This window comes from Pseudoxanthomonas sp. 68-E7, assembly GCF_057773145.1.
This window is the reverse complement of sequence record NZ_JBYMTI010000005.1, coordinates 257,693-278,944: the sequence shown is the minus strand read 5'-3', so window position 1 is coordinate 278,944 and position 21,252 is coordinate 257,693. Positions and strand designations below refer to the sequence as shown.

Annotated in this window: 23 protein-coding genes; 18 read left to right on the top strand and 5 right to left on the bottom strand. The window is 64.2% G+C overall.

Features of this window, described 5'->3' with window-relative positions; all coding sequences use genetic code 11:
- Positions 1-63: 63 nt before the first annotated feature.
- From fabF to AC3DE2_RS14070, 10 genes are all read left to right on the top strand, one after another.
- A complete protein-coding gene (gene fabF / locus AC3DE2_RS14115) occupies positions 64-1,302 on the top strand; it encodes a beta-ketoacyl-ACP synthase II (protein WP_295379198.1) in 1,239 nt (412 codons plus the stop codon).
- A gap of 465 nt (positions 1,303-1,767) precedes the next feature.
- Entirely contained in the window at positions 1,768-3,135 is a 1,368-nt protein-coding gene (locus AC3DE2_RS14110) for an aminodeoxychorismate synthase component I (protein ID WP_488426846.1), read from the top strand.
- Positions 3,136-3,593: 458 nt separating this feature from the next.
- Positions 3,594-4,661, top strand: coding sequence for an endolytic transglycosylase MltG (mltG, locus tag AC3DE2_RS14105; protein WP_488426732.1), 1,068 nt, complete (start codon positions 3,594-3,596; stop codon positions 4,659-4,661).
- On the top strand, positions 4,658-5,314 hold the full coding sequence (gene tmk / locus AC3DE2_RS14100; RefSeq protein WP_488426731.1) for a dTMP kinase: 657 nt from the start codon (positions 4,658-4,660) through the stop codon (positions 5,312-5,314). The genes mltG and tmk overlap by 4 nt, the downstream gene beginning before the upstream one ends.
- Positions 5,315-5,332: 18 nt before the next feature.
- A complete protein-coding gene (locus AC3DE2_RS14095; protein WP_488426730.1) occupies positions 5,333-6,295 on the top strand; it encodes a DNA polymerase III subunit delta' in 963 nt (320 codons plus the stop codon).
- A gap of 25 nt (positions 6,296-6,320) precedes the next feature.
- Positions 6,321-6,680 carry a PilZ domain-containing protein gene (locus AC3DE2_RS14090; protein WP_488426729.1) on the top strand — a complete coding sequence of 120 codons (360 nt, stop codon included), beginning with the start codon at positions 6,321-6,323 and terminating at the stop codon, positions 6,678-6,680.
- 354 nt (positions 6,681-7,034) lie between these two features.
- Complete coding sequence (locus tag AC3DE2_RS14085; protein ID WP_488426727.1) at positions 7,035-8,621, top strand: reverse transcriptase domain-containing protein; 1,587 nt, start codon at positions 7,035-7,037, stop codon at positions 8,619-8,621.
- A gap of 269 nt (positions 8,622-8,890) precedes the next feature.
- Positions 8,891-9,151: a hypothetical protein gene (locus AC3DE2_RS14080; protein WP_488426726.1), complete on the top strand. Its 261-nt coding sequence runs from the start codon at positions 8,891-8,893 to the stop codon at positions 9,149-9,151.
- Positions 9,152-9,260: 109 nt separating this feature from the next.
- Positions 9,261-9,968: a hypothetical protein gene (locus AC3DE2_RS14075; RefSeq protein ID WP_488426724.1), complete on the top strand. Its 708-nt coding sequence runs from the start codon at positions 9,261-9,263 to the stop codon at positions 9,966-9,968.
- A gap of 129 nt (positions 9,969-10,097) precedes the next feature.
- Positions 10,098-10,814 (top strand): hypothetical protein, encoded by a 717-nt coding sequence (locus AC3DE2_RS14070; RefSeq protein WP_488426723.1) that lies wholly within the window; start codon positions 10,098-10,100, stop codon positions 10,812-10,814.
- Between the two features lie 35 nt (positions 10,815-10,849).
- On the opposite strand, the gene AC3DE2_RS14065 is transcribed toward AC3DE2_RS14070, so the two are convergent.
- From AC3DE2_RS14065 to AC3DE2_RS14055, 3 genes are all read right to left on the bottom strand, one after another.
- Positions 10,850-11,968: a serine hydrolase domain-containing protein gene (locus tag AC3DE2_RS14065; protein ID WP_488426721.1), complete on the bottom strand. Its 1,119-nt coding sequence runs from the start codon at positions 11,966-11,968 to the stop codon at positions 10,850-10,852.
- A gap of 156 nt (positions 11,969-12,124) precedes the next feature.
- On the bottom strand, positions 12,125-12,556 hold the full coding sequence (locus AC3DE2_RS14060) for a cupin domain-containing protein (protein ID WP_488426719.1): 432 nt from the start codon (positions 12,554-12,556) through the stop codon (positions 12,125-12,127).
- Positions 12,557-12,672: 116 nt separating this feature from the next.
- Positions 12,673-13,119, bottom strand: a complete 447-nt coding sequence (locus AC3DE2_RS14055; protein WP_488426717.1) for a RidA family protein — start codon at positions 13,117-13,119, stop codon at positions 12,673-12,675.
- Between the two features lie 238 nt (positions 13,120-13,357).
- Here AC3DE2_RS14055 and AC3DE2_RS14050 point away from each other — a divergent pair, with 238 nt between their 5' ends.
- A complete protein-coding gene (locus tag AC3DE2_RS14050) occupies positions 13,358-14,239 on the top strand; it encodes a LysR family transcriptional regulator (RefSeq protein ID WP_488426715.1) in 882 nt (293 codons plus the stop codon).
- Positions 14,240-14,310: 71 nt separating this feature from the next.
- Here AC3DE2_RS14050 and AC3DE2_RS14045 read toward each other — a convergent pair whose 3' ends face one another.
- Positions 14,311-15,189 (bottom strand): alpha/beta fold hydrolase, encoded by an 879-nt coding sequence (locus AC3DE2_RS14045; RefSeq protein WP_488426713.1) that lies wholly within the window; start codon positions 15,187-15,189, stop codon positions 14,311-14,313.
- Positions 15,190-15,418: 229 nt separating this feature from the next.
- Here AC3DE2_RS14045 and AC3DE2_RS14040 point away from each other — a divergent pair, with 229 nt between their 5' ends.
- Both AC3DE2_RS14040 and AC3DE2_RS14035 read left to right on the top strand, forming a co-directional pair.
- The gene (locus AC3DE2_RS14040; protein WP_295379163.1) at positions 15,419-15,688 is read left to right on the top strand and encodes a hypothetical protein; all 270 of its coding nucleotides are present in this window, start codon (positions 15,419-15,421) and stop codon (positions 15,686-15,688) included.
- A gap of 162 nt (positions 15,689-15,850) precedes the next feature.
- The gene (locus AC3DE2_RS14035) at positions 15,851-16,540 is read left to right on the top strand and encodes a hypothetical protein (RefSeq protein ID WP_488426844.1); all 690 of its coding nucleotides are present in this window, start codon (positions 15,851-15,853) and stop codon (positions 16,538-16,540) included.
- A 176-nt stretch (positions 16,541-16,716) separates the two neighbouring features.
- Here the strand turns inward: AC3DE2_RS14035 and arsH are convergent, their stop codons facing one another.
- Complete coding sequence (arsH, locus tag AC3DE2_RS14030; protein WP_488426711.1) at positions 16,717-17,418, bottom strand: arsenical resistance protein ArsH; 702 nt, start codon at positions 17,416-17,418, stop codon at positions 16,717-16,719.
- 38 nt (positions 17,419-17,456) lie between these two features.
- Between arsH and AC3DE2_RS14025 the strand changes: the two genes are divergently transcribed.
- From AC3DE2_RS14025 to AC3DE2_RS14005, 5 genes are all read left to right on the top strand, one after another.
- Positions 17,457-17,783: an ArsR/SmtB family transcription factor gene (locus AC3DE2_RS14025; protein ID WP_295379157.1), complete on the top strand. Its 327-nt coding sequence runs from the start codon at positions 17,457-17,459 to the stop codon at positions 17,781-17,783.
- 13 nt (positions 17,784-17,796) lie between these two features.
- The gene (locus AC3DE2_RS14020) at positions 17,797-18,315 is read left to right on the top strand and encodes an arsenate reductase ArsC (RefSeq protein WP_295379210.1); all 519 of its coding nucleotides are present in this window, start codon (positions 17,797-17,799) and stop codon (positions 18,313-18,315) included.
- A complete protein-coding gene (arsB, locus tag AC3DE2_RS14015) occupies positions 18,308-19,375 on the top strand; it encodes an ACR3 family arsenite efflux transporter (protein WP_488426709.1) in 1,068 nt (355 codons plus the stop codon). The genes AC3DE2_RS14020 and arsB overlap by 8 nt, the downstream gene beginning before the upstream one ends.
- Position 19,376: 1 nt before the next feature.
- Positions 19,377-19,808 (top strand): arsenic resistance N-acetyltransferase ArsN2, encoded by a 432-nt coding sequence (gene arsN2, locus AC3DE2_RS14010; RefSeq protein ID WP_488426708.1) that lies wholly within the window; start codon positions 19,377-19,379, stop codon positions 19,806-19,808.
- A gap of 520 nt (positions 19,809-20,328) precedes the next feature.
- Positions 20,329-21,153: a S1 family peptidase gene (locus AC3DE2_RS14005; RefSeq protein WP_488426707.1), complete on the top strand. Its 825-nt coding sequence runs from the start codon at positions 20,329-20,331 to the stop codon at positions 21,151-21,153.
- Positions 21,154-21,252: the final 99 nt, after the last annotated feature.

Here is a 21,252-nt window from a genome sequence, read left to right as displayed (position 1 = left end):
GGGGTCGCACCGCCCGGCCAGCAAAACGGGCGTACCGAAACAAATGCATTTGAGGAGCGTGTTATGAGCCGGCGTCGCGTCGTCGTTACGGGAATGGGTTTGGTGTCGCCGCTGGGCAACGACATGGCCACCAGCTGGGACGGCATCGTCAATGGACGGTCCGGCATCGGCATGGTCACCTCGTTCGATGCTTCGGCCTACACCACCCAGATCGCGGGTGAAATCCGCAACTTCGATCCCACCGCCTTCGTCTCCCCCAAGGACGCGAAGAAGATGGATCCGTTCATCCACTACGGCATCGCCGCCTCGTTCATGGCGCTGGACGATTCCGGACTGGAAATCACCGAAGCCAACGCCGAGCGCATCGGCGCCATCGTCGGCTCCGGCATCGGCGGCATCCACGGCATCGAGGAACAGACCATCAAGCTGCACGAAGGCGGCCCGCGCAAGGTCTCGCCGTTCTACGTGCCCAGCACCATCATCAACATGCTGCCGGGCCAGCTGTCGATCCTGAAGAACATCAAGGGTCCCAGCTTCTCGGTGGTCTCGGCCTGCGCCACCTCCAACCACTCCATCGGCGTGGCCATGCGCACCATCCAGTACGGCGACGCCGACGTGATGGTGGCCGGCGGCGCCGAACTCGGCTCCTCGCCGACCTCCATGGCCGGCTTCTGCACCATGAAGGCCATGTCCACCCGCAACGATGATCCCACCCGCGCCTCGCGCCCGTGGGACCGCGATCGCGACGGCTTCGTGCTGGGCGACGGCGCCGGCGTGCTGATCCTGGAAGAGTACGAACACGCCAAGGCGCGCGGCGCGCGCATCTACGCGGAACTGGCCGGCTTCGGCGCCAGCTCCGACGCGCATCACATGACCGCCCCCAGCGAAAACGGCGAAGGCCCGGCCCGCTGCCTGCTGGCCGCCATCAAGGACGCCGGCCTCTCCATCGAGCAGGTCGAATACCTCAACGCGCATGGCACCTCCACCCCGCAGGGCGACCTGGCCGAAACCCTGGCCATCAAGCGCGCGCTGGGCGACCACGCGTACAAGATCATGGTCAGCTCCACCAAGTCGATGACCGGCCACTTGCTGGGCGCGGCTGGCGGCGCGGAAGCGATCTTCTCCGTGCTCGCGATCCGCGACGGCATCATTCCGCCGACCATCAACCTGGACAACCCGGGCGAAGGCTGCGACCTGGACTACGTGCCGAACACCGCGCGCCAGAAGCAGATCGACATCGCCGTCTCCAACGGCTTCGGCTTCGGCGGCACCAACGGCACGCTGGTGTTCAAGCGGATCTGAGGTTCGGCGACATCACGCACACGCAAAACCCCTCGCCGCAATGCGAGGGGTTTTGTTTTTCGCCATGAATTATTGCCGTCATTCCAGCGAACGCTGGAATCCATTCTCCGCGCAATGCGTAGCCGGCTGAACCAATTCACCTTCCCGCGAAGAGGGATCCCGGCGTTCGCCGGGATGACGGAATAGGGGGCCGTCGCCAAGAGCGCCCCCATCCGCCCCTGCGGGGCATCTTCCCCCGCAGGCGGGGGAAGGGCGACGAATCGGTTTCAATGAACTCGGCGACCGTTCTCTCGGTGCAGGTGGAGGACGAGCCATCCATCCGTTCCTCCGAGCCCAAACGAAAAGTCCCTTCCCCCGCATAGCGGGGGAAGGTGCCCGAAGGGCGGATGGGGGCAAACCCGCGATGCCTGAATCCCCACCACATCCGGCACAATGCGCATTGCTCCCGCCGCGCCCCGCATGACGATGATCGAAACCCGCGCGCTGTCCCCCGATACCGATCTGCTGACCCTGCATCGACGCGATCCCGCGCGCTATCCGGTGCTGCTGGAATCGGTCGCCTCCGGCACCGTGCAGGGACGCTGGGACATGCTGCTGATGGCGGACGAAGGCGAAGGCTTCACCCTGCATCACGATGGCAGCGTGCGCGACCTGCACGGCACGTCGCGGGATGCCAACTTCCTCGACACCCTCGACGCCCACTGGCAGGCCGCGCGCATCGATCGCGAAGAACCGCGCTGGCCGTTCCGGGGCGGCTGGGCGCTGCTGCTGGCCTACGAACTGGCCGGCGAAGTCGAACCCGTCCTGCATCTGCCGCCACGCGACGATGACGCGCGCATACCGATCGCCGTCGCCCTGCGTTGCCCCGCCGCCATCCTGCGTGATCGCGGCACCGGCGATTGCGTGGCGATTGCCGAACAGGGCCACGCCGCGCTGCTGGATCGCGTCACCGCCGATCTCGCCTCGCCGCCCGCAGCGGGACTGCCCGCCTGGCATCCGCCGCTGCGCATCGACGAAGACGCGCCCGGACGCTTCACCGACGGCGTCGTCCGCATCCTCGACTACCTCGCCGCCGGCGATGTCTTCCAGGTCAACCTCTCGCGCGCCTGGAAAGCCTGGTTCGACGGCACCTTGGAACCATCCGCGCTGTACGCCCGCCTGCGCACCGCCAATCCCGCGCCGTTCGCCGGCCTGTTCGCGGGGCAGGGCTGGGCCGTGGTCAGTTCCTCGCCGGAACGATTGGTGTCCGTGCGTGGCGACGTGGTCGAAACCCGGCCCATCGCAGGCACCCGTCCGCGCTTTCCCGGTGACGATGACGCCGCGCGCATCCGCGAACTGGTCGGCCATCCCAAGGAACGCGCCGAACACGTCATGCTCATCGATCTGGAACGCAACGACCTGGGCCGCGTCTGCCTGCCCGGCAGCGTGCAGGTCGACGAACTGATGACCGTCGAAAGCTACGCCCACGTCCACCACATCGTCAGCAACGTGCGCGGCCGCCTCAAACTCGACGCCACGCCCGGCCAGGTCATCCGTGCCACCTTCCCCGGCGGCACCATCACCGGCTGCCCCAAGGTGCGCTGCATGCAGATCATCGCCGAACTGGAACAGGTCGCCCGCGGCGCCTACACCGGCGCCTTCGGCTGGCTCAACCGCGACGGCGACCTGGACCTCAACATCCTCATCCGCAGCGCCGAAGTCCTCCCGCGCGAAGGCGGCACCGAAGTCCGCTTCCGCACCGGCGCCGGCATCGTCGCCGACTCCATCCCCGACCGCGAACTCGACGAAACCCGCGCCAAGGCCCGCGGCCTCCTCAAAGCCCTCGAAGCCTGACCCGGAAAAAGTCCCTTCCCCCGCAAAGCGGGGGAAGGTGCCCGAAGGGCGGATGGGGGCGCTTTCCGCGACCCACCCACACACCCTGCCAAAATGGATTCCGGCCTACGCCGGAATGACGAGTCCATGCGCCCCGGGTCCGCATCACCGCCCCAACGAAGTCCCTTCCCCCGCAACGCGGGGGAAGGTGCCCGAAGGGCGGATGGGGGCGCCTCCCGCGACCCACCCACACACCCCGCCAAAATGGATTCCGGCCTACGCCGGAATGACGAGTCCATGCGCCCCGGCCCCGCATCACCGCCTCAACGAAGTCCCTTCCCCTGCAACGCGGGGGAAGGTGCCCCAACGGGGCGGATGGGGGCGCTTTTCCCAACGTTCCGACACCCCCCTGTCAACCCATCGCCCCCTTAACACCGAGCGGTTATCCTCCCCAGCTTCCGTCCCACTCCGAGACCTACGTGGCTTCAGGTTGCAAACGCGGCTGCCGCAACATCGTCATCGTCCTGGTTCTGCTGTTGCTGGCCGCGGCCGCCGGCGGCGCCTGGCTGTACCAGCGCTACCACGGCTTCGCCGACCAGCCGCTCACCGGCCTGAAGGGCGACCAGGTCATCGAAGTCGCCAGCGGCGACGGCTTCGGCACCGTCCTGCGCAAACTGCGCGCCCAGGGCGTGAACGACGGCCAGGACATCGAATGGCAACTGCTCGCGCGTGAACTCGACGCCGCCGGCAAACTCAAGGTCGGCGAATACGCCCTGCAACCCGGCACCACGCCGCGCGACCTCATCACCCGCATGCGCGACGGCAAGACCGTGCAGTACCGCTTCACCATCGTGGAGGGCTGGAACATCCGCCAGCTGCGCAACGCGCTCAAGGCCGCCACCCCGCTCAAGCAGGAAACCGCCCAGCTCGACGATGCCGCCCTGATGAAGGCGCTCGGCCACCCCGGCCAGCATCCGGAAGGCCGCTTCCTGCCCGAGACCTACGTCTACACCCGCCGCGAAACCGACCTGGACGTGCTCAAGCGCGCCTACGATGCCATGGACAAGGCGCTCGCCAGCGCCTGGGCCGAACGCGACCCGCAAGCGCCGCTGGCCTCGGCCGAGGAAGCGCTCATCCTCGCCTCCATCGTCGAAAAGGAAACCGGCATCGCCTCCGAGCGTCCGGCCATCGCCGGCGTGTTCGCCCGCCGCCTGAAAATCGGCATGCGCCTGCAGACCGATCCCACCGTCATCTACGGCCTGGGCAGCGGCTACGACGGCAACATCCGCAAGCGCGACCTGCTGGCCGACACGCCCTACAACACCTACACCCGCGCCGGCCTGCCGCCCACGCCCATCGCCATGCCCGGCATCGACGCCCTGCGCGCGGCGGTCAAGCCCGAGGCCGGCGACGCGCTGTACTTCGTCGCCGTCGGCGACGGCAGCGGCAGGCACGTGTTCTCCGCCTCGCTGGACCAGCACAACGCCGCCGTCGCCCGTTACCTGGTCACCCGCCGGGAGACCCTGGACAAGGCCGCGCAGCCATGACCCAGTCCGTCCTCAGCCACCCGCACTTCATCAGCCTGGAAGGCGGCGAGGGCGCCGGCAAGACCAGCGCCATCACCGCCCTGCGCGATCTGCTGCAGGCGCGCGGCCACGAAGTCGTGCTCACCCGCGAACCCGGCGGCACCCCGCTGGCCGAGCGCATCCGCGAACTCGTCCTCAACCCGCAGGACGAACCGCTGCACGCCGACACCGAACTGCTGCTCGTGTTCGCCGCCCGCGCCCAGCACGTGCGCCAGGTCATCCGACCGGCGCTGCAACGCGGCGCGTTTGTCGTCAGTGATCGCTTCACCGATTCCAGCTACGCCTACCAAGGCGCCGGTCGCGGCCTGGACGCGCGCTGGATTGCCGAACTGGAACGCCAGGCCGTGGGCATCAAGCCCGGCCTGACCCTGCTGCTGGATCTGGACGTGCGTGAAGGCCGCGCCCGCGCCGCCGGCCGCGACCTCTGGCCCGACCGCATCGAGAGCGAGCAGGACGACTTCTTCGAGCGCGTGCGCCACGGCTTCCGCCAGCGCGCCGCCGAGGAACCGCAGCGCTTCCGCCTGATCGACGCCAGCCAGACCCCGGCCCAGGTCGGCGCCGCCGTGCGCGACGCCCTCTGGCAGTGGCTGGAAACCCTCGAAACCCTGGAATGATGTGGAAGTGACCCCGGCATGACCGAGTTTTCCCCCTGGCAGCAACGCGCCTACGACCACGCCGTCGCCGCATTGGACGGTGGCCGCATGGGCCACGGCCTGCTCATCTGCGGACCGGCAGGGCTGGGCAAGCGCGCCGTCGCCGAGCGGCTGGCCTTGCACGTGTTGTCCGGCGGCGACGCCGCCCACGCCCAACGCAGCGCCGCGCTGATGGCCGCCGGCACCCATCCGGATTTGCACGTGGTGTCCTTCGGCTTGACCAAGGACGGCAGCAAGCTGCGCACCGAGATTGTCATCGACCAGATTCGCGACCTCTCCGGCAAGCTCGCGCTCACTCCGCAATACGGCGCCGCCCAGGTCGCCCTCATCGACCCGGCCGACGCCATCAACCGCTCGGCCTGCAACGCCCTGCTCAAGACCCTGGAAGAACCCGCGCCCGGCCGCTACCTGTGGCTGCTCAGCGCCCAGCCCGCGCGCCTGCCGGCCACCATCCGCAGCCGCTGCCAGCGGCTGGAATTCCGCCTGCCACCGCGCGCCGAGGCATTGGCGTGGCTGCAAGGGCAGGGCCACGCGCCCGCCGCCGCCCAGGAAGCCCTGGACGCCGCCCGCGGCCATCCCGGCTTGGCCGACCAGTGGCTGCGCGAGGACGGCCTGGCCCTGCGCAAGCAGATCGCCAGCGACCTGGACAAGCTCGCCCGCGGCCAGCTAGGCGTGGTGGAAACCGCGCAGAAGTGGGCCAACGACGACCTGGCCGACGCCCGCCTGCGCCACGCCGCCGATCTGGCCCTGGCCCAGGCCAGCGCCGCCGGCTTGACCGACACCGCCCGATTGACCAAGCTGGCCGCGTGGTTCGACGCCGCCAACCGGACACGGGATCTGCTGCGTACCACCGTCCGGGGGGATCTGGCGGTGGCCGAACTGCTGCTGCTGTGGACGCGACAGATGGGCGAACCGCGCCCCACCCGCGCCGCACGCGGCTGACGTCACAAGGAGCAAGGGGACACCGATGAACACACCCGCCGCCACCGGTCGCCAGGGCATCTTGTCGCTGGCCGTCAAGGACAAGGCCGCCCTCTACAACGCCTACATGCCCTTCATGAAGGGCGGCGGCATCTTCGTCCCCACGCCCAAGCGCTACTTCCTGGGCGACGAAGTCTTCCTCCTGCTCACCCTCCCCGAATCCACCGAACGCCTGCCCGTCGCCGGCAAAGTGGTGTGGGTGACCCCCGCCGGCGCCCAGGGCGCCCGCACCGCCGGCATCGGCGTGCAGTTCCCGGAAAACAGTGATGGCGAAGCCATCAAGAACCGCATCGAGACGATACTCGCCGGCACGCTGAGCGCGGATAAGCCGACGCATACGATGTAGGAAATGCCCTTAGGTTCGACCGCTGCGCGTTTTCTATGCCTGAAACAGAACAAGTTACTTCGGTGTGTGCTAGCTTAGCGGCGGGGACCCCTAGAGCATGTTGTTCGCCGATGTATCCGTCGGCGGTAGTGGACTTGGCGGTTCAAGAGCATCGCCTTTCAGCCCTACAAGGTTAACTCTCAGCAGTTCTATATGTATCGTCATATATACGTAGCGGTAAGTTGATGCTCTATGGGGTCCTCACTAAATTCGCACTCTGAGCGTGCAAAAGAGTTTTTGTCGCTAGTCAGCAGAAAAGACCTTGCTCGGTGGTTGGGAGTAACAGATAAGCGCCTGAGGTTCTTGTTATATCGTTTGAAAACCGATCAGAGCTACACTGACTTCTCAATAAAGAAAAAGAATGGCGGTTCACGCTTAATAAGTGCGCCGGCACCAGCACTAAAGTCGATTCAGAAGAAGCTCAGCGAAATTCTTTCTGAGATATATCCGGTTAGCGGAATCGCTAAGGGATATGTGAAGGGGAGAAATATTATTAATCACGCTAAGCCACATCGCTCCCGTCGATGGGTGGTAACCGCTGACCTCAAGGATTTTTTCCCTTCGATCAATTTTGGTCGAGTGCGCGGAATTTTCTTGGCTTATCCTTTCTCTCTCCCTGAGCAGGTTTCCACATGCCTAGCTCAGATCTGTTGCAAGAATGGGGTTCTCCCACAAGGAGCTCCAACATCTGCGGTTTTGTCAAACATTGTGTGCAAGCAGCTTGATAGGAAGCTACTGGAGTTTTCAAAAACTATACGTTGCACGGTTACGCGTTACGCAGATGACATCTGTTTTTCTTCAAACATGAGGCAGGTTTCCTCCTCGTTGGCAGAATTCTCCAGCGGGCATGGATACGTGCCCGCGCTGGGATTGAAAAGCGTGGTTGAATCTTGCGGGTTCACGTTAAACGATAAGAAATTTCACGTCAGGACCAGTAGTGAGCAGCGTTTGATCACTGGGCTCGTTGTTAATAATGGGGTTTCTTTGCCGAGACGATGGCGAAGAAGGCTTCGCAGCATGCTTCATGTCCGCGAGAAATACGGAGACGAAGAGGGAACAAAGATTGTCTCGACATGGAAGGGTGACTGGTCCCGGCAGGGAAAGGGACAGTCGCTTGAAAGAGTTATTCGGGGTAGGCTGTCATACGCTCGCCATATGGATAAGGTGACGGGACGTAGGTTTGTAAACTCTCTCTATAGAGGCTATGCAGGTTCCCGATGGCTAATGCCGCGAATGGAGTTGGGATTCCCGATGCGGATTATGGCGGAGGGAGAAACCGATCTCATTCATTTACGCGCAGCCCTTTCAAGTTTTTGGGGTGCTGGTAAACATTTGGAGCTTAAACCAAGATTTGAGAATTTTTTGGGAGAGACGGGCGATTCCGAGCTCTGGGAAACGATTCGAAGAATCGGAAAGGTAGATGTCCATGAGCTAACCGTCGCAATTTTTGACTACGACAATCCAGATTTCATTAAAAAATCAAAGTTAGTTCCGGGGGGCGTGGTCCAGTTTGCTCAAAGAGTTTTTGCAATGTGTTTGGCGCCTAGTGATGAGCTGTCGGGAAATTTTTGCATAGAGTCGCTTTATAAAAGAGAGCAGGCAATTCGCGTGACGGCAGAAGGAAGAAGGCTGTTCTTTAAGGACGAGTTCAATGAAGATGGACTGCATATTTCCGGAAAGTTCAAGCGGGAATACCCGAAAAAGAGCGCGATCATTGTTTCAGATAAAGTGACTAGTGTTGATGACGACTCAATCTCTATACTTCTGTCGAAAATGGACTTCGCAAAATATGTTGCAAGCAATGCAGAGCCGTTCGCAGGAATTGACTTCTCCGGGTTCTCGCCAAGTTTCGACGTTCTACGAGAGATCGTGGATACGGTTGAGGGGTATGCTCGTAAATAGAGCCTTGGTTCAATGTTAGTCGACTCCACCCCCACCCTGTAGCAGACTCCTTCCCCGGAGTTTCAAAGCTCCTCTTAGAGCGGAAGCCACCACCGAAACACGGTGGCTTTTCCGTATTGCGTGTCACAATACGGACCGGCGCAAGCTCTGCGTCGGGAGGGTGGCTAATACAACACCCGTCAGGGAAATACGCCCACCGTCTCTAAGCGGCTTTGAACCTCCCGACAACCACGCACATCCCGTGCGTGGAGAGCAGAAGGAGTGTTTGCATGAAGGAAAAGAAGCCCGCCGCCCCCCGGCCCGATCGCGGCTACCTGATCACCGAGGACAGCCACCGCCACCTCCGGCGCATGGCCGAACAGGTCCAACTGGCCGCCGTCCTCATCGCCCCCCGCAGGATCCAGGACGACACCCTCCAGATCCCCGTCCACATCCTCCCGGTCACCGAACTCCTCTACGACCACGCCCGCCACCTGCGCCGCATCCTCAACACCGCCCACCACGTCTTCCTGGACAAGAAGAAGCGCTGACCGCCCCCGGACTGACCGCGCCAACGCGTGGGCCGGTCAGTCCGCCCCGGCGATTGCTCCCCGGACAAGGCTTGGCTAGAGTCCCGCCCATCCCCGGTGCCGGCATCCCATGGACATGGAACGTCGCGGAAAACTTCGCTGGAAACGCATCATGACGCTGGCCGGCATCGGCGCTTTGGTGCCGTTGCTGATGCTCGGCTACAACCTGGAGCGCGATGCCTACGAGAAGCATCAACGAGTTCGTTTGGAGGCGAAGTATAGAGATGGCCTCTGGTTGTGCGGGTCGCTGGACGAGATGTTTGATGAGTATCGGCGAATGGCGGGAGCACCACCGGATCTCTTGGTGCTGGTTATTCCCCCACCACCCCGGCGATGGGAATTTGTTGCGGTTTCAGGAAATGCCGTGCACGTTCTGGAGTTGGGAAGGACTTCCCGACAACTGTTTGTTTCGTCGCCTGCTTCCGATCCTGGCGAGGAGGACAGCTTGGCCTCGCATCAGGCGGCGCGATCGGCAGAAGAATTCCCGCGCACGGCCACGCTCGCTCCCGACCTGCTGGCCGATACCGTCCGGGAGATTACCGAAGACATCCATAACGCTCGCGCGAGACCTGCCCGCGAAACGGATGGGGCGGGCTTCCTGTTCTTTACTGCGTCTGGCCAGTGCGGTGAAACGTTGACGCCGAAAGACAATAGCCAGGCCATGAAGGTGGTTGAGGCCGCGCTGGCACTCAGGCAGATCGCGCACAGTTCGCAGGATGACACGCGCGCGCAGGCCGTCGCGAGCCTGCGCATTGCGTTGGAATCATTGCAAGATTAGATGCAGATCCCCTGACGTTTCAGAAGATTCCTATAGTGAGCGCCTCCTCCGGAGGGCCCACTTCGTACCTACCGCCAGCGTTCCGAACGAATGCCGATGATCGAGGCGGGAATGTCGAGGTGATCAGGAATGGCTGCCAATAAGAAAATCGCGATGCTGGTGGTGACGGCCTTGCTCATCGGAGCGGGTTGCTGGTTGTTCCTGCTTGGAGACAACGAGAAAACGGGGCACGTTGACTCTCCGCTTGAGAGTGAACTGGCCCCGGAAGGGGCCATGCCATTGGAACCCTTGCCTCTGGCCGCGAACGCGGCGAGGCCTGCGGTGTCTTCCAATCTCTTGCAGCATTATCAATGTCCGCCAGGAGCGGAAGACTGCGAGCGTAACCCCAATGTGGCTTCGACCCCTGAGGAAGCCCAATGGCTATTGACACACGGCTACCCCACGACGAAGCAGATTCAAGATCTCCGCACGCGATCCACCGCAGACTATCGGGAGGAGTACGAGCGGACAGGTAGCAAAGTGGCCCAGTCTCTCTATGCAATGAGCCTTGCCTTGAATGGCGAGGCCAGAACGGCGATTGGCCTGCTTTCAACGGGGGCGGGCCAAGGAAACGTCTACGCATTTCATCTGCTGTCCGACATTTATCGGCGCACCGAGGAATTGGGTAACCTGACTACCAGCGCGGCCTACCTGCGTGCGGCGTATCTGGCTGGAGATTCGCGTGCGGCAGATCGTTATGCCTACCAGTTTGAAATCCTGACGCCACCGGAGAACTTGAGTGCCGACAAGGAAGCATTCCGGCTTTTCAAGATCTTCGGGCATGGACGCAACTATCCACGCCCCTGATGGGCAGGTCTGGTCCAGCCCGTCTCAAGGTTCGATCACGGCGACGCCGGTTCCTCGTAACTGGCATCCAGCAGCGCGGTCGCCAGGTCGCCGATGCGCATATGGTCGAAGCTGGTGTTGTTGGCCAGGATCACGCTGTGGCCGTCTTCCAGCACGCGCCAGGCGAGTAAACGGAACGCGCCGTTGGAACCGTATTCCCAGGCCACCTTGCGTGGCTTTCCCGCCACCGGCAGCATCTTGACCCGGCCACCCAGCGCGTAGCTCTGCGCCGGGCGTATTACTTCCATCAAGGCGGTGACGCCGGCAGCAGACAGGACGCGATGGTTGAAGACCGCATCCATCAACCGCTGCAGATCGCCCACGCTGGTGTAATAGCCGCCGGCCAGCATCATGAAATCGGGCACCGGATTGGGTCGGGGTGTCACGACCGGCTGCAACGCCGCATAGCCCACGGCCATGCCGGTGACATGGACCGAGTCGCCGGAGAAGGTGCCGCTGTCGCGCAGCCCCAACGGCACGGTCAGCAGGGTTCGCACCAGCGCGGCATAGGGTTGTCCGCTGACGCGCTCGACGATCGCCTTGACGATCAACCAGTTCGAGTGCGAGTAGTCCCAGTCGGTCCCCGGTTCGAAGGCCAGGTCGCCGCTGGCGTAGGTGCGTACGGCTGTGGCGTTGTCCAGCGACTGCTGCTTGAGCGAAGGGTCGACTTTGGCCGCGGCGTCCCACTGGTTGGGCACGCCGCTGGAATGGCTCATCAGCCAGCGCAGCGTGAGCTTGCGGCCGGTATCGGGCCGGTAGTCCGGCAGATAGGTGGTAATCGGTTCGTCCAGCGCCAGGCGGCCCTGTTCCGCCAGCCGCAGCGTCACGATGGCCGCGATCCACTTGGAAATCGAACCGGCTTCGAAGCGTGTTTGCGGCGTCATCGATATTCCGGCTTCCGCATCCGCCGTGCCAAAGGCGCCGCTGTAGATTCCGCGGCCGTCCCGCGTGACCAGCACGGTGCCGTTGAAACCCTCCTCGCGCGCGAACTTCTCCGCGATTTCCCTGCATTTCCCGCAGTCGGCGCGGACCTGGCCGGGCAGGAGCAAGGTGAGCAGGGCAACCGCGAAACCGGTCAGCGCGCGGACCGGAACACCGAGGGTGGACGAGGGCATGGTCGCGGCAAGTGGGGAAGACTGGCATTGGATGCCGCGACGGGCCCGAGGGTTTAATGCCCTGTCGACGAACTTCGCTGAATCGGCGCCGGAAAGGCAGGCAAGCCGCAAGCCAGTCCGACGCCGCGTTTCAACCGTCAGGTGGCCACGCCGTACTCAATCACCCACGACATGGACGTCGTAGCGTGCGGCGATCTGTTCCCGCTCCGCCGGATCCATATCACCGCGCAGCAACCTGGGGAGACTGCGGAAATAGCCGAACCGATCGACGCCGGGCACCAGGATGACCAGCACGTCCGCGACCGATTCGGGCGCCGCGGAGAACGCATGTGGCATGCGGGGCGGAATCACCACGAAGCCGCCTTTCTCCACGACCTGTTTTTCATTGCCGATGACCATGTCCAGGCGGCCGTCCAGCACGTAGAACGCCTCGCTGGATTTTTCGTGGTAGTGGAGTTTCGCGCCGGCGGCGCCGGTCTCCAGGCGCAGGCGATTGGCGCCGAGCGCCCCGCAGCAATCGCTGGCGTCGGCGATCAGCCAGAGCTTGCGGGTGGGGCTTTCGAGAGTTTCAACGTCTTGTTCGCGCACTACAAAAGCGGAGGACTCCGGCATTTTGATTCCTGGGGGTGATGTAGAGGGAGGCTTGTTTTCGCCAAGCGGGCCGGTGGACCCGCAGGGTCATTGCGGGTCCATCGCCCATGGGCTCATGCCTGCTGCGGGACTTTCGCGACGAACTTGATCTCGACCAGCAGGGAAGGCAGCGCCAGGCGCGGGGTGACCACCAGGGTGCTGGCCACGGCGGGCATCTCGGCACCGTAGGCTTTCTTCCTCACCGGGCCGGCGGCCTCGAAAGCCGCGTCCATGTCGGTGACGTACAGGACTTCATCGACGACGTTGTCCAGGTCGGCGCCGTACCGCTGGAGCAGATGCCGGGCGTTCTCGTAGGTCTGCTTCATCTGGATGGCCATGTTGCCGTGGTCGAGGATCCGGTCCTGGTCATCCAGCGGCGCGGCGCCGACGATATTGCCTTCGGCGTCGTTGCTGACCTGGCCGGAGAGATAGATCGTGTCGCCGACCTTGACCGCCTGGGCGTAGCCGTACTCGGCTTCCCACGGCATGCCGCTTCCTTTTGCTTCCTTCTCGATTTTCATGCGTTGCGATTCCTGGTGTGGAGGGAGGGGGCCGCAGCCGTCGACGGTGGCAGGCCCGGGATCAAGCAAGGTCCGGCGCTCGACGGGAGAGGGCGAATCGATTCGGGGCGGCCGGAGTCGCACGAACGGTCCGTGACTTGCGAACTCGACGTCGGTGGCGGGGACGGCACAGCTTGTGCGTCCCGAATCTGGTTCGATAGACCTATGATGTGGACACCCTGTCTCAAAAATGATCCACATGGACCTCTCAGCGCTCGTTGACTTCCATTACGTCGTCGAAGCCGGCAGCTTCGGCCGCGCCAGCCGTGACACCGGAACCCCGAAGGCCACGCTGTCGCGACGGGTGCGGGCACTGGAGCAGTCCCTGGGCCTGCGCCTGCTGGAACGCGGCCACCAGACATTCCGGCTGACCGAGGACGGCTGCACCCTGTTCGAGCGCACCCGCAAGCTGGTCCGGGAAATCGACGAGGTCGGCCAGGAACTGGCGTCCGGCAACACCGCTCCGCGTGGCGTGCTGCGCGTGAGCGCGCCGGTGTTGTTCGCCACCACCTTGGGCGGCAGGCTTGCCGCCGGCTTTTTCCTGCGCCACCCGCAGGTGCAACTGGAACTGGTGGGCGAGGACCGCTACGTGGGTCTGGTGGATGACGGCTACGACATCGCCATCCGCATCAACCCCACGCTCGACTGCGAACTGGTGGGCCGGTGCTTCGCCCACGACCGGATGCTGCTGGTGGCCGCTCCCGGTCTGCCGCCACCGCCACCGGTCGCGGACGGTGGCCCACCCTCGATCACGGCGGTGACGATGCTGGGCGCCGCACGCCCTGCGCTCTGGCAGGTGGAGCGCGAGGGCCGCAACTGGCAGGTGGCGCCGGAGTTCAAGCTCAGGCTGTCCTCCCTGTGGATGGTGCGCGACGCGGTGCTGGCCGGCGCGGGCGCGGCCTGCCTGCCGCACTCACTCGTCCGCGACGCCATCGAAGCGGGCAGGCTGGTGGTCTGGAACGACAATGCCGAAGCACCCGTGGAAGTGTGGGCGCTGCACGCTTCGCGCCGCCTGGTCACCCCCAAGGTGTCCGCATTCCTGTCCTATCTGGTGGAGGCGTTTCCTGACCGGCGAATGTAACCGTCGTGTGCGCAAGGCTGCCGAAGACGATGCGCCCTCGGCAAAGCAACGACGCGCCATCGGTGCGACCGTCAGGCAAGGTGCCGCGCAAGAAAATCGCGGATCAGCGGCAGCGCCCGCTCGAAATGCGTTTCCAGCAGCCAGTGGCCCGCCCCTTCGATGAGATGCAGTTCGGCTCGCGGCAGATCGCGCAGATAGGCGCGCGCCGATGCGGCGGGCATGTAGCCATCCTCCGGTCCCCAGACAATCAGGGTGGGGGGCTGGTGTTCGCGCAGGTAGGCCTGGTAGCGCGGAAACCAGGCCAGGTTGGCCTCCAGTTTTTCCATCAGGCCGACGGCGATCTGGCGACGCACCGGCGTATCCATCAGCGGCCAATGCAGTTTCCACAGATCCGGCGGCACCCGCGCGGCCACGTCATCGTCCACTTCACCGACGAACTCATGCCGGAAGCCGTCCTCGCTGACTGCGTCCTCCAGTGGCCGATGCGTCTGCGGCGTCTTGTGCTTCCAATACTTCTGGATTGCCTTGTACTTCGGGCCCAGCACGTCCTCGTAGATATCCCCGTTCTGGATGAGCAGCGCCGCTATGCGATCGGGATGCGCCATCGCATGGCGCAGGCCGATCTGCGAGCCATAGTCATGCAGCCACAGCGCATAGCGATCGAGGCCAAGCGTATCGGCGACCGCCGTCAGCACATTTTCATAGGCGTCGAAGTCGTAAGCGAACTGGGCCGGATCCGGCGTATCGCTGTATCCGAAACCCGGCCAGTCGAACGCCACGGTCCGCCAGCGATCGGCCAGCGCAGGCATCAGCCGCCGGAACTGGAAGGACGAGCAGGGATAGCCATGCGGCAGAAGCAGCACCGGCGCGTTCGCCGGCCCGGCCTCGCGAAGAAAAAGGTCACGACCTCCCGCCTGGATGCGGTGGTGCCGCACGGCCTGTGTGTGCATGTGGACGGTCCCATGCGCCTTGCAGTGGGACGGAAGTCTAGGCGGCGCTGCATGGCTGACCGGTGACGGCGGCGTGCGTGCGTGGGAATTGTCCCCACGCCCGCTTTTAACCGGGAAGCGGACACATCTTCACACCACATCCACGTACACAAACGTTAACTAACGGCTGCTGATGACTCCGGCAAAAACACCGTTATATTTCCGACTCCCCAGACGAAGGAGAAATTGAATGTTCCTGACCAAGCAAAAATTCGCGATGGTGCGTACGCTCGGCGTGGCGCTCGTCGCCACCGCGGGCCTTGCCGGCTGCGCCACCTATGACGACGAGTTCGCGGGCATCAACTCGCGCCTCGATCAGCTCGACACGAAGGTGCAGAGTGCTGCCCAGAGTGCGGAATCGGCCAACCAGTCCGCGCAGCAGGCCAACCAGCGCCTGGATCAAATGGAACAGCGCGTGCAGCAGCTCGAAACGGCCCCGCGCCGCTCGCCGCGCGGTTAATCGTTTCCTGCATCACCCGCGACGAACCGCCTGAATCGGCACCGGTGGCCTTTGCTGGCCACCGGCCTTTCGTCGTCACTTGTTCTCGTTTCAAGGAATAGTCCCATCCGTACGTGCACTCACCCCGTAGTCCGGGCCGCTTATGGTCCGTTGGTGCTAGCGCTGGCGCTGGCGTTCCCGAGCTTCGACGCAAGCAGCGCCGAGCGCGCGGCCGAGCGTGCCGCCGAACAACCGGTTGCCGCCGTCGATCTGCTGCCGGAAGGACAGGATGTCTCCAGCACGGTGATTGAGCTTGCGGGCTGGGTGGTGGCGTCCAAGGACAGCCAGGGCTATCCGTTCGCGGTCATCGACAAGGCCTCCGCACAAATCCTGGTGTTTGGCGGCGATGGACGGCTGCGCGGCGCCGCGCCGGGGCTGTTCGGCTCGGCGGTCGGCGATCATACGGCCCCCGGCGTCGCGGGCCTGGCGCTGCGCGAGATTCCGGGCCGGGATCGCACGACCCCGGCGGGTCGCTTCGTGGGTGGTTACGGTCCGTCCATCGACGCCGGGCGCGTGCTGTGGGTGGACTATGAGTCCGCGGTCTCCATCCATCCGACCGCGACGGGCGTCCCGGCCGAAAAACGCGTCGAGCGCCTTGCCTCGGCGACGCCGGACGACAACCGCGTCACCCACGGCTGCATCAACGTCTCGCCCGAGTTTTACGAGCAGATCATCCGTCCGACGTTCGAGCGGGGCGGAGTGTTCTACATCCTGCCGGACGAGGATTCTCTGGCGGACACCTTCCCGGAGTTCGCGCAAAGCCGCGTGACTTCGCAACGCGGCGGAAAACGCACGCGGTCCGCCCGTCGGTGAAGTAGTGCCAGTGCGTGCCCAGCCGCGGGGCGAATGACGCCGCGCATGGCAGCGCGCGGCCCAGAGGCCAACGCCGCGCATCCGCAGAACAGGGTGGCGGTGCCCGATGGGTGATCCACGGGGCCCTCCATCAAACCCCGGGAACGTCGTTGTCTTCGCAACGGGCAACGGCAAGGCTACAGGTTCCGATTGATTTCCCGCACCGCGGGCATGGCGCTCTTGCGTTCGCTGTAGCGGTCGACCAGATAGTCGCTGCGGTCCCTGACCAGCAGGGTGAACTTCATCAGTTCTTCCATGACGTCCACGACGCGGTCGTAGAACGGCGATGGCTTCATCCGGCCGTCGTCATCGAACTCCTGCCATGCCTTGGCCACCGAGGATTGGTTGGGGATGGTCACCATGCGCATCCAGCGTCCCAGCACCCTCAGCGTGTTGACGACGTTGAAGGACTGCGAGCCTCCGCAGACCTGCATGACCGCCAGGGTCCGGCCCTGCGTGGGGCGCACACTGCCGTCCTCCAGGGGCAACCAGTCAATCTGGTTCTTGAACACGCCGGTGATCGTGCCGTGGCGCTCGGGCGAGACCCAGACCTGTCCTTCCGACCATCGGGACAGCTCGCGCAGTTCCCTCACCTTGGGGTGGTCCTTGGATACGCTGTCGAGCAGGGGTAGATCGTGGGGGTCGAAAACGCGGGTCTCGGCGCCGAGGTGGCGCAGGATCCGCTCGGCCTCCAGGGCCAGTTTCCGGCTGAAGGACTGCGGCCGCAGGGAGCCGTAGAGCAGCAGGATGCGGGGCGGATGGCTGTCGGCCGCCCCGAGGGACGCGGGATGGGGCAGGGGCAGGAGGTGGGAAGCCACGTGTGGAATTTCGGAAGTCATGGTTTGTTTTGTCACAATTGTTCGATTATTCTAGAAACATGGAAACGAAAGACGCAATAGTCGCCCTGACCGCGCTGGGCCACGCCTCCCGCCTGGCCGCCTACCGCCTGCTCGTGGAAGCGGGGCCGGCCGGGCGCATGGCCGGGGAGATCGCGGAAGCGCTGGCGATTCCAAACGCCACGCTGTCTTTCCACCTGAAGGAACTGGTCCTGGCGGGCCTGGCGGAAAGCGAGAACCGGGGCCGGAATGTCTGCTACCGGGCCAACTTCGAAGCCATGAACGGACTGGTGGCCTATCTCACCCACAACTGCTGCGCCGGTTCGAATGACGATGCGTGCGCACCTGCTCCCGACTGCGATTGCTGACGCCAGAGGCTCCATGAAACGTCGTGTTCTCTTTCTTTGCACCGGCAATTCGGCGCGCAGCGTACTGGCCGAGGCCACATTGCGGGCTTGGGCCGGCAACCGGTTTGAAGTGTTCAGCGCCGGCAGCCAGCCCGCGGGCAAGGTGAATCCGCATGCGCTGTCCCAGTTGACGACCGAGGGTATTTCCACCGCCGGACTGCGGAGCAAGTCCTGGGACGAATTCGCCGCGGAAGGGGCGACGCCCATGGACCTGGTCGTCACGGTCTGCGACTCGGCCGCCGCGGAAACCTGCCCGGTCGTGTTCGGCGATTTCCTGCGCGTTCACTGGGGACTGCCCGATCCGGCGGCGGTGCAGGGCAGTGAGGAGGAAAAGCGCGAAGCCTTCCGGCAAGCGCATCGCATCATCAAGGCCAGGCTGCTGGCGTTCCTGGCGTTGCCGGCCGAGGCCTGGAACGACCGAGCGGCACTCAAGCACGCGCTGGACAAAATCGGCTTCGTGGAACCCGAAGACGAGGCGGTCCCGCATGACTGAGGCGGCCCCGCGAATCGGCTTCTTCGAGCGTTACCTGACGGCCTGGGTGGCGCTGTGCATCGTGGTCGGCACCGGGCTGGGGCACGTCTTTCCCGCGACCTTCGCACGGCTGGGTGCGATGGAAGTCGCCCAGGTCAACCTGCCGGTTGCCGCGCTCGTCTGGATGATGATCATCCCGATGTTGCTGAAAGTGGATTTCGGCGCGATGAAAACGGTTGGACGCCATTGGCGCGGCATCGGCGTCACGTTGTTCATCAACTGGGCCGTCAAGCCCTTCTCGATGGCGTTGCTGGGCTGGTTCTTCCTGCGTCACGTGTTCGCGGACTCGCTGCCCGCCGGGCAGATTGATTCGTACATGGCCGGCCTGATCCTGCTTGCGGCGGCGCCCTGTACGGCGATGGTCTTTGTCTGGAGCAACCTGTGCCGCGGCGATGCGAATTTCACGCTGGGCCAGGTGGCGCTGAATGACGCCATCATGGTCGTGGCATTCGCCCCGTTGGTGGCGTTGTTGCTGGGTCTTTCCGCCATCACCGTCCCCTGGAATACGCTGATGATTTCGGTGGGTCTCTACATCATCGTCCCCGTGGCGCTCGCCGTGGTGATGCGTCGCTGGCTGATGCGGCGGAGAGGAGAGCAGGGCCTGGAACACGTGTTGCGCAAGCTGGGGCCCTATTCGCTGGGCGCCTTGCTCCTGACGCTGGTCTTGCTCTTCGGATTCCAGGGCAAGCAGATCCTCGCGCAACCGATGGTGATTGCCATCCTGGCGGTTCCCATCCTCATCCAGGTCTACTTCAATTCCGGGCTGGCGTATCTGCTGAATCGTCGCTTGGGCGTGGCCCACAGCGTCGCCGGTCCTTCGGCCCTGATTGGCGCCAGCAACTTCTTTGAGCTGGCGGTGGCCACTGCGGTCGGCCTGTTCGGCATACACTCGGGCGCGGCATTGGCCACGGTTGTCGGCGTGCTGATTGAGGTTCCCGTCATGCTCTCCGTGGTTGCCATCGTGAACCGCTCAAGGGCGTGGTACTGCACAGGAGCAAGCCATGTCTCCGAGGTCAACTGAAATGCCCATCATCCACCCCATGGGTCTTGACGACTCGATCATCAGGTTGCTGCGCGAGAGCGGGCTCCCCACCCGTGATCTTGAGTCGGGACTGGATGTCGCCTTCCTGGGCGCGGGCGATCGGGGCGCGCTGCAAGGGTGCGTTGCGCTGCAGCGCTGCCAGGACCTGTTGCTCCTGCGCTCCTTGGCGGTCGCCGGGCCATACCGTGGCGGTGGCCTCGGAAAGGCATTGGTCAGCCGTGCCGAGGAGCAAGCGAAAGCCGAGGGTTTCCAGAAGATCTACCTTTTGACGACCGATGCCTCGGGTTTCTTCGCTGGCCGTGGCTATGGAAGGGTGGACAGGACCAACGCACCTGCCTCCATCCAGACGACATCCCAGTTCTCAACCCTGTGCCCAGCCTCATCCACCTTGATGGTCAAGGAGCTGAGCTAGGGCGTGCGCACATGCACCATTCCCTCGCCTGCAACGCACGCGGAGAACATCCGGCGGACGATGCCATGAAGGCTGGCGGGTCGATTCGTACCTGCTGGAACGATGCCTGAAATCTCCCGGCCGCCAGGTAGACAGCGGGACCGCTCCGCCTTTCCCCGGTAGGCGGACCGGGTCATTGAAGAAACCCCTGTTTGCAATAAGCGAGAGCTGGCGGGGCCGATGCCCGCGACAGCGCTGCTTTCCGAACAGGCGGAGCCCGGCCACCCCGAGCCTGGATGGGGGCTGGCCAGTCCGAGCATACTGGGCCGCTGGCTCGGCAGACGAAAAACAGTATGTTTGGCGGGCTGCGTCAAGGGGATGGCCCGCGACGCGCCGGTCGCCGGTCTGACCGGACCCTGCGTGGATGCGCGCGCATTGCCGCGGATGCAACCCATCGTCAGCCTGGCAGCTGATAATTGATTCAAGCCTCCCTTGCGATGCCAGCCGGCATCCGTGCCATCTCCCCATCCAGGTATCCCGCATGACACGTTTCCTCCTGTTGGCCCTCCTCGCAGCGTCGTCCACCGTAGGTGCCGTCGTCATCCGCGCCGATGTCGACGACGCGAAGTACCGGATTCCGGCGTCCGGGTTTCCCGCCCTGGTCGACATGCCGGGGGAGGGTCACGGCGTGCTGATTGCGCCGCTATGGGCCATCACGGCGGCCCACACCCTTCCCGGGAACGCTGTGCTCAAGCAGGTCGCGATCAACGGCGTATCCCGGGATGTCGAGCACGTGGTCCGGCATCCGGGATACAAGACGCTGCCAAAGGAACTCGTCGACCAAGCCATGGCCAGTGGGGAGGCCACGCTGATCGTGGTGTTTCTGGCCTCGTCCGACGACATCGCGTTGATCAAGTTGAAACAGCCCGTGACGGATATCGCGCCGGTCGCCCTCTACCGCCAGGGTGATGAGGCGGGCCGGATTGTCAGCATCGTGGGCAAGGGCGCGACCGGTACGGGTGCCTTGGGACATGACCCGGCAGGTCCCAACCGGACGGAACTTCGCCGCGCCGACAACACGGTCACCAGCGCCCATGATCGCTGGCTCTGCTACGTATTCGACGAGCCACCGGCGGCCCTGCCGCTGGAAGGCATGCTGGGCAATGGCGACAGTGGCGGCCCCGTGCTCGTCCAGGTCGACGGTCGACCATCGCTGGCCGGACTGGCCTCGTGGAAAGTCGTCCAGGGCCATGTCGTGACGGCCAGGCCCGGACGTTACGGGCAAACCGCATGCAATGTCCGCATCAGTCATTACGTGGGGTGGATCGAGCAGGTGATTGCCGAGCAGCCGGGCGAGGACCGGTGATTCATTCAACTCAATCCGATTCGCGAGACGCTGGTCCCGGCGCCCAATCCCATGGATCATTGCGGCCCCGGACAGGCAACCACGGAAGGCGCGTCATCG

Bases quoted from the DNA above. Each gene is read 5' to 3' on its own strand.
- AC3DE2_RS14090 (WP_488426729.1), top strand. From the start codon at position 6,321: ATGAACACACCCGCCGCCACCGGTCGCCAGGGCATCTTGTCGCTGGCC.
- arsB (WP_488426709.1), top strand. From the start codon at position 18,308: ATGACTGAGGCGGCCCCGCGAATCGGCTTCTTCGAGCGTTACCTGACG.
- AC3DE2_RS14110 (WP_488426846.1), top strand. From the start codon at position 1,768: ATGATCGAAACCCGCGCGCTGTCCCCCGATACCGATCTGCTGACCCTG.
- AC3DE2_RS14075 (WP_488426724.1), top strand. From the start codon at position 9,261: ATGGACATGGAACGTCGCGGAAAACTTCGCTGGAAACGCATCATGACG.
- AC3DE2_RS14070 (WP_488426723.1), top strand. From the start codon at position 10,098: ATGGCTGCCAATAAGAAAATCGCGATGCTGGTGGTGACGGCCTTGCTC.
- AC3DE2_RS14025 (WP_295379157.1), top strand. From the start codon at position 17,457: ATGGAAACGAAAGACGCAATAGTCGCCCTGACCGCGCTGGGCCACGCC.
- AC3DE2_RS14040 (WP_295379163.1), top strand. From the start codon at position 15,419: ATGTTCCTGACCAAGCAAAAATTCGCGATGGTGCGTACGCTCGGCGTG.
- AC3DE2_RS14005 (WP_488426707.1), top strand. From the start codon at position 20,329: ATGACACGTTTCCTCCTGTTGGCCCTCCTCGCAGCGTCGTCCACCGTA.
- arsN2 (WP_488426708.1), top strand. From the start codon at position 19,377: ATGCCCATCATCCACCCCATGGGTCTTGACGACTCGATCATCAGGTTG.
- AC3DE2_RS14065 (WP_488426721.1), bottom strand. From the start codon at position 11,968: ATGCCCTCGTCCACCCTCGGTGTTCCGGTCCGCGCGCTGACCGGTTTC.
- AC3DE2_RS14020 (WP_295379210.1), top strand. From the start codon at position 17,797: ATGAAACGTCGTGTTCTCTTTCTTTGCACCGGCAATTCGGCGCGCAGC.
- AC3DE2_RS14080 (WP_488426726.1), top strand. From the start codon at position 8,891: ATGAAGGAAAAGAAGCCCGCCGCCCCCCGGCCCGATCGCGGCTACCTG.
- AC3DE2_RS14050 (WP_488426715.1), top strand. From the start codon at position 13,358: ATGGACCTCTCAGCGCTCGTTGACTTCCATTACGTCGTCGAAGCCGGC.
- fabF (WP_295379198.1), top strand. From the start codon at position 64: ATGAGCCGGCGTCGCGTCGTCGTTACGGGAATGGGTTTGGTGTCGCCG.
- AC3DE2_RS14055 (WP_488426717.1), bottom strand. From the start codon at position 13,119: ATGAAAATCGAGAAGGAAGCAAAAGGAAGCGGCATGCCGTGGGAAGCC.
- AC3DE2_RS14045 (WP_488426713.1), bottom strand. From the start codon at position 15,189: ATGCACACACAGGCCGTGCGGCACCACCGCATCCAGGCGGGAGGTCGT.
- AC3DE2_RS14095 (WP_488426730.1), top strand. From the start codon at position 5,333: ATGACCGAGTTTTCCCCCTGGCAGCAACGCGCCTACGACCACGCCGTC.
- tmk (WP_488426731.1), top strand. From the start codon at position 4,658: ATGACCCAGTCCGTCCTCAGCCACCCGCACTTCATCAGCCTGGAAGGC.
- arsH (WP_488426711.1), bottom strand. From the start codon at position 17,418: ATGACTTCCGAAATTCCACACGTGGCTTCCCACCTCCTGCCCCTGCCC.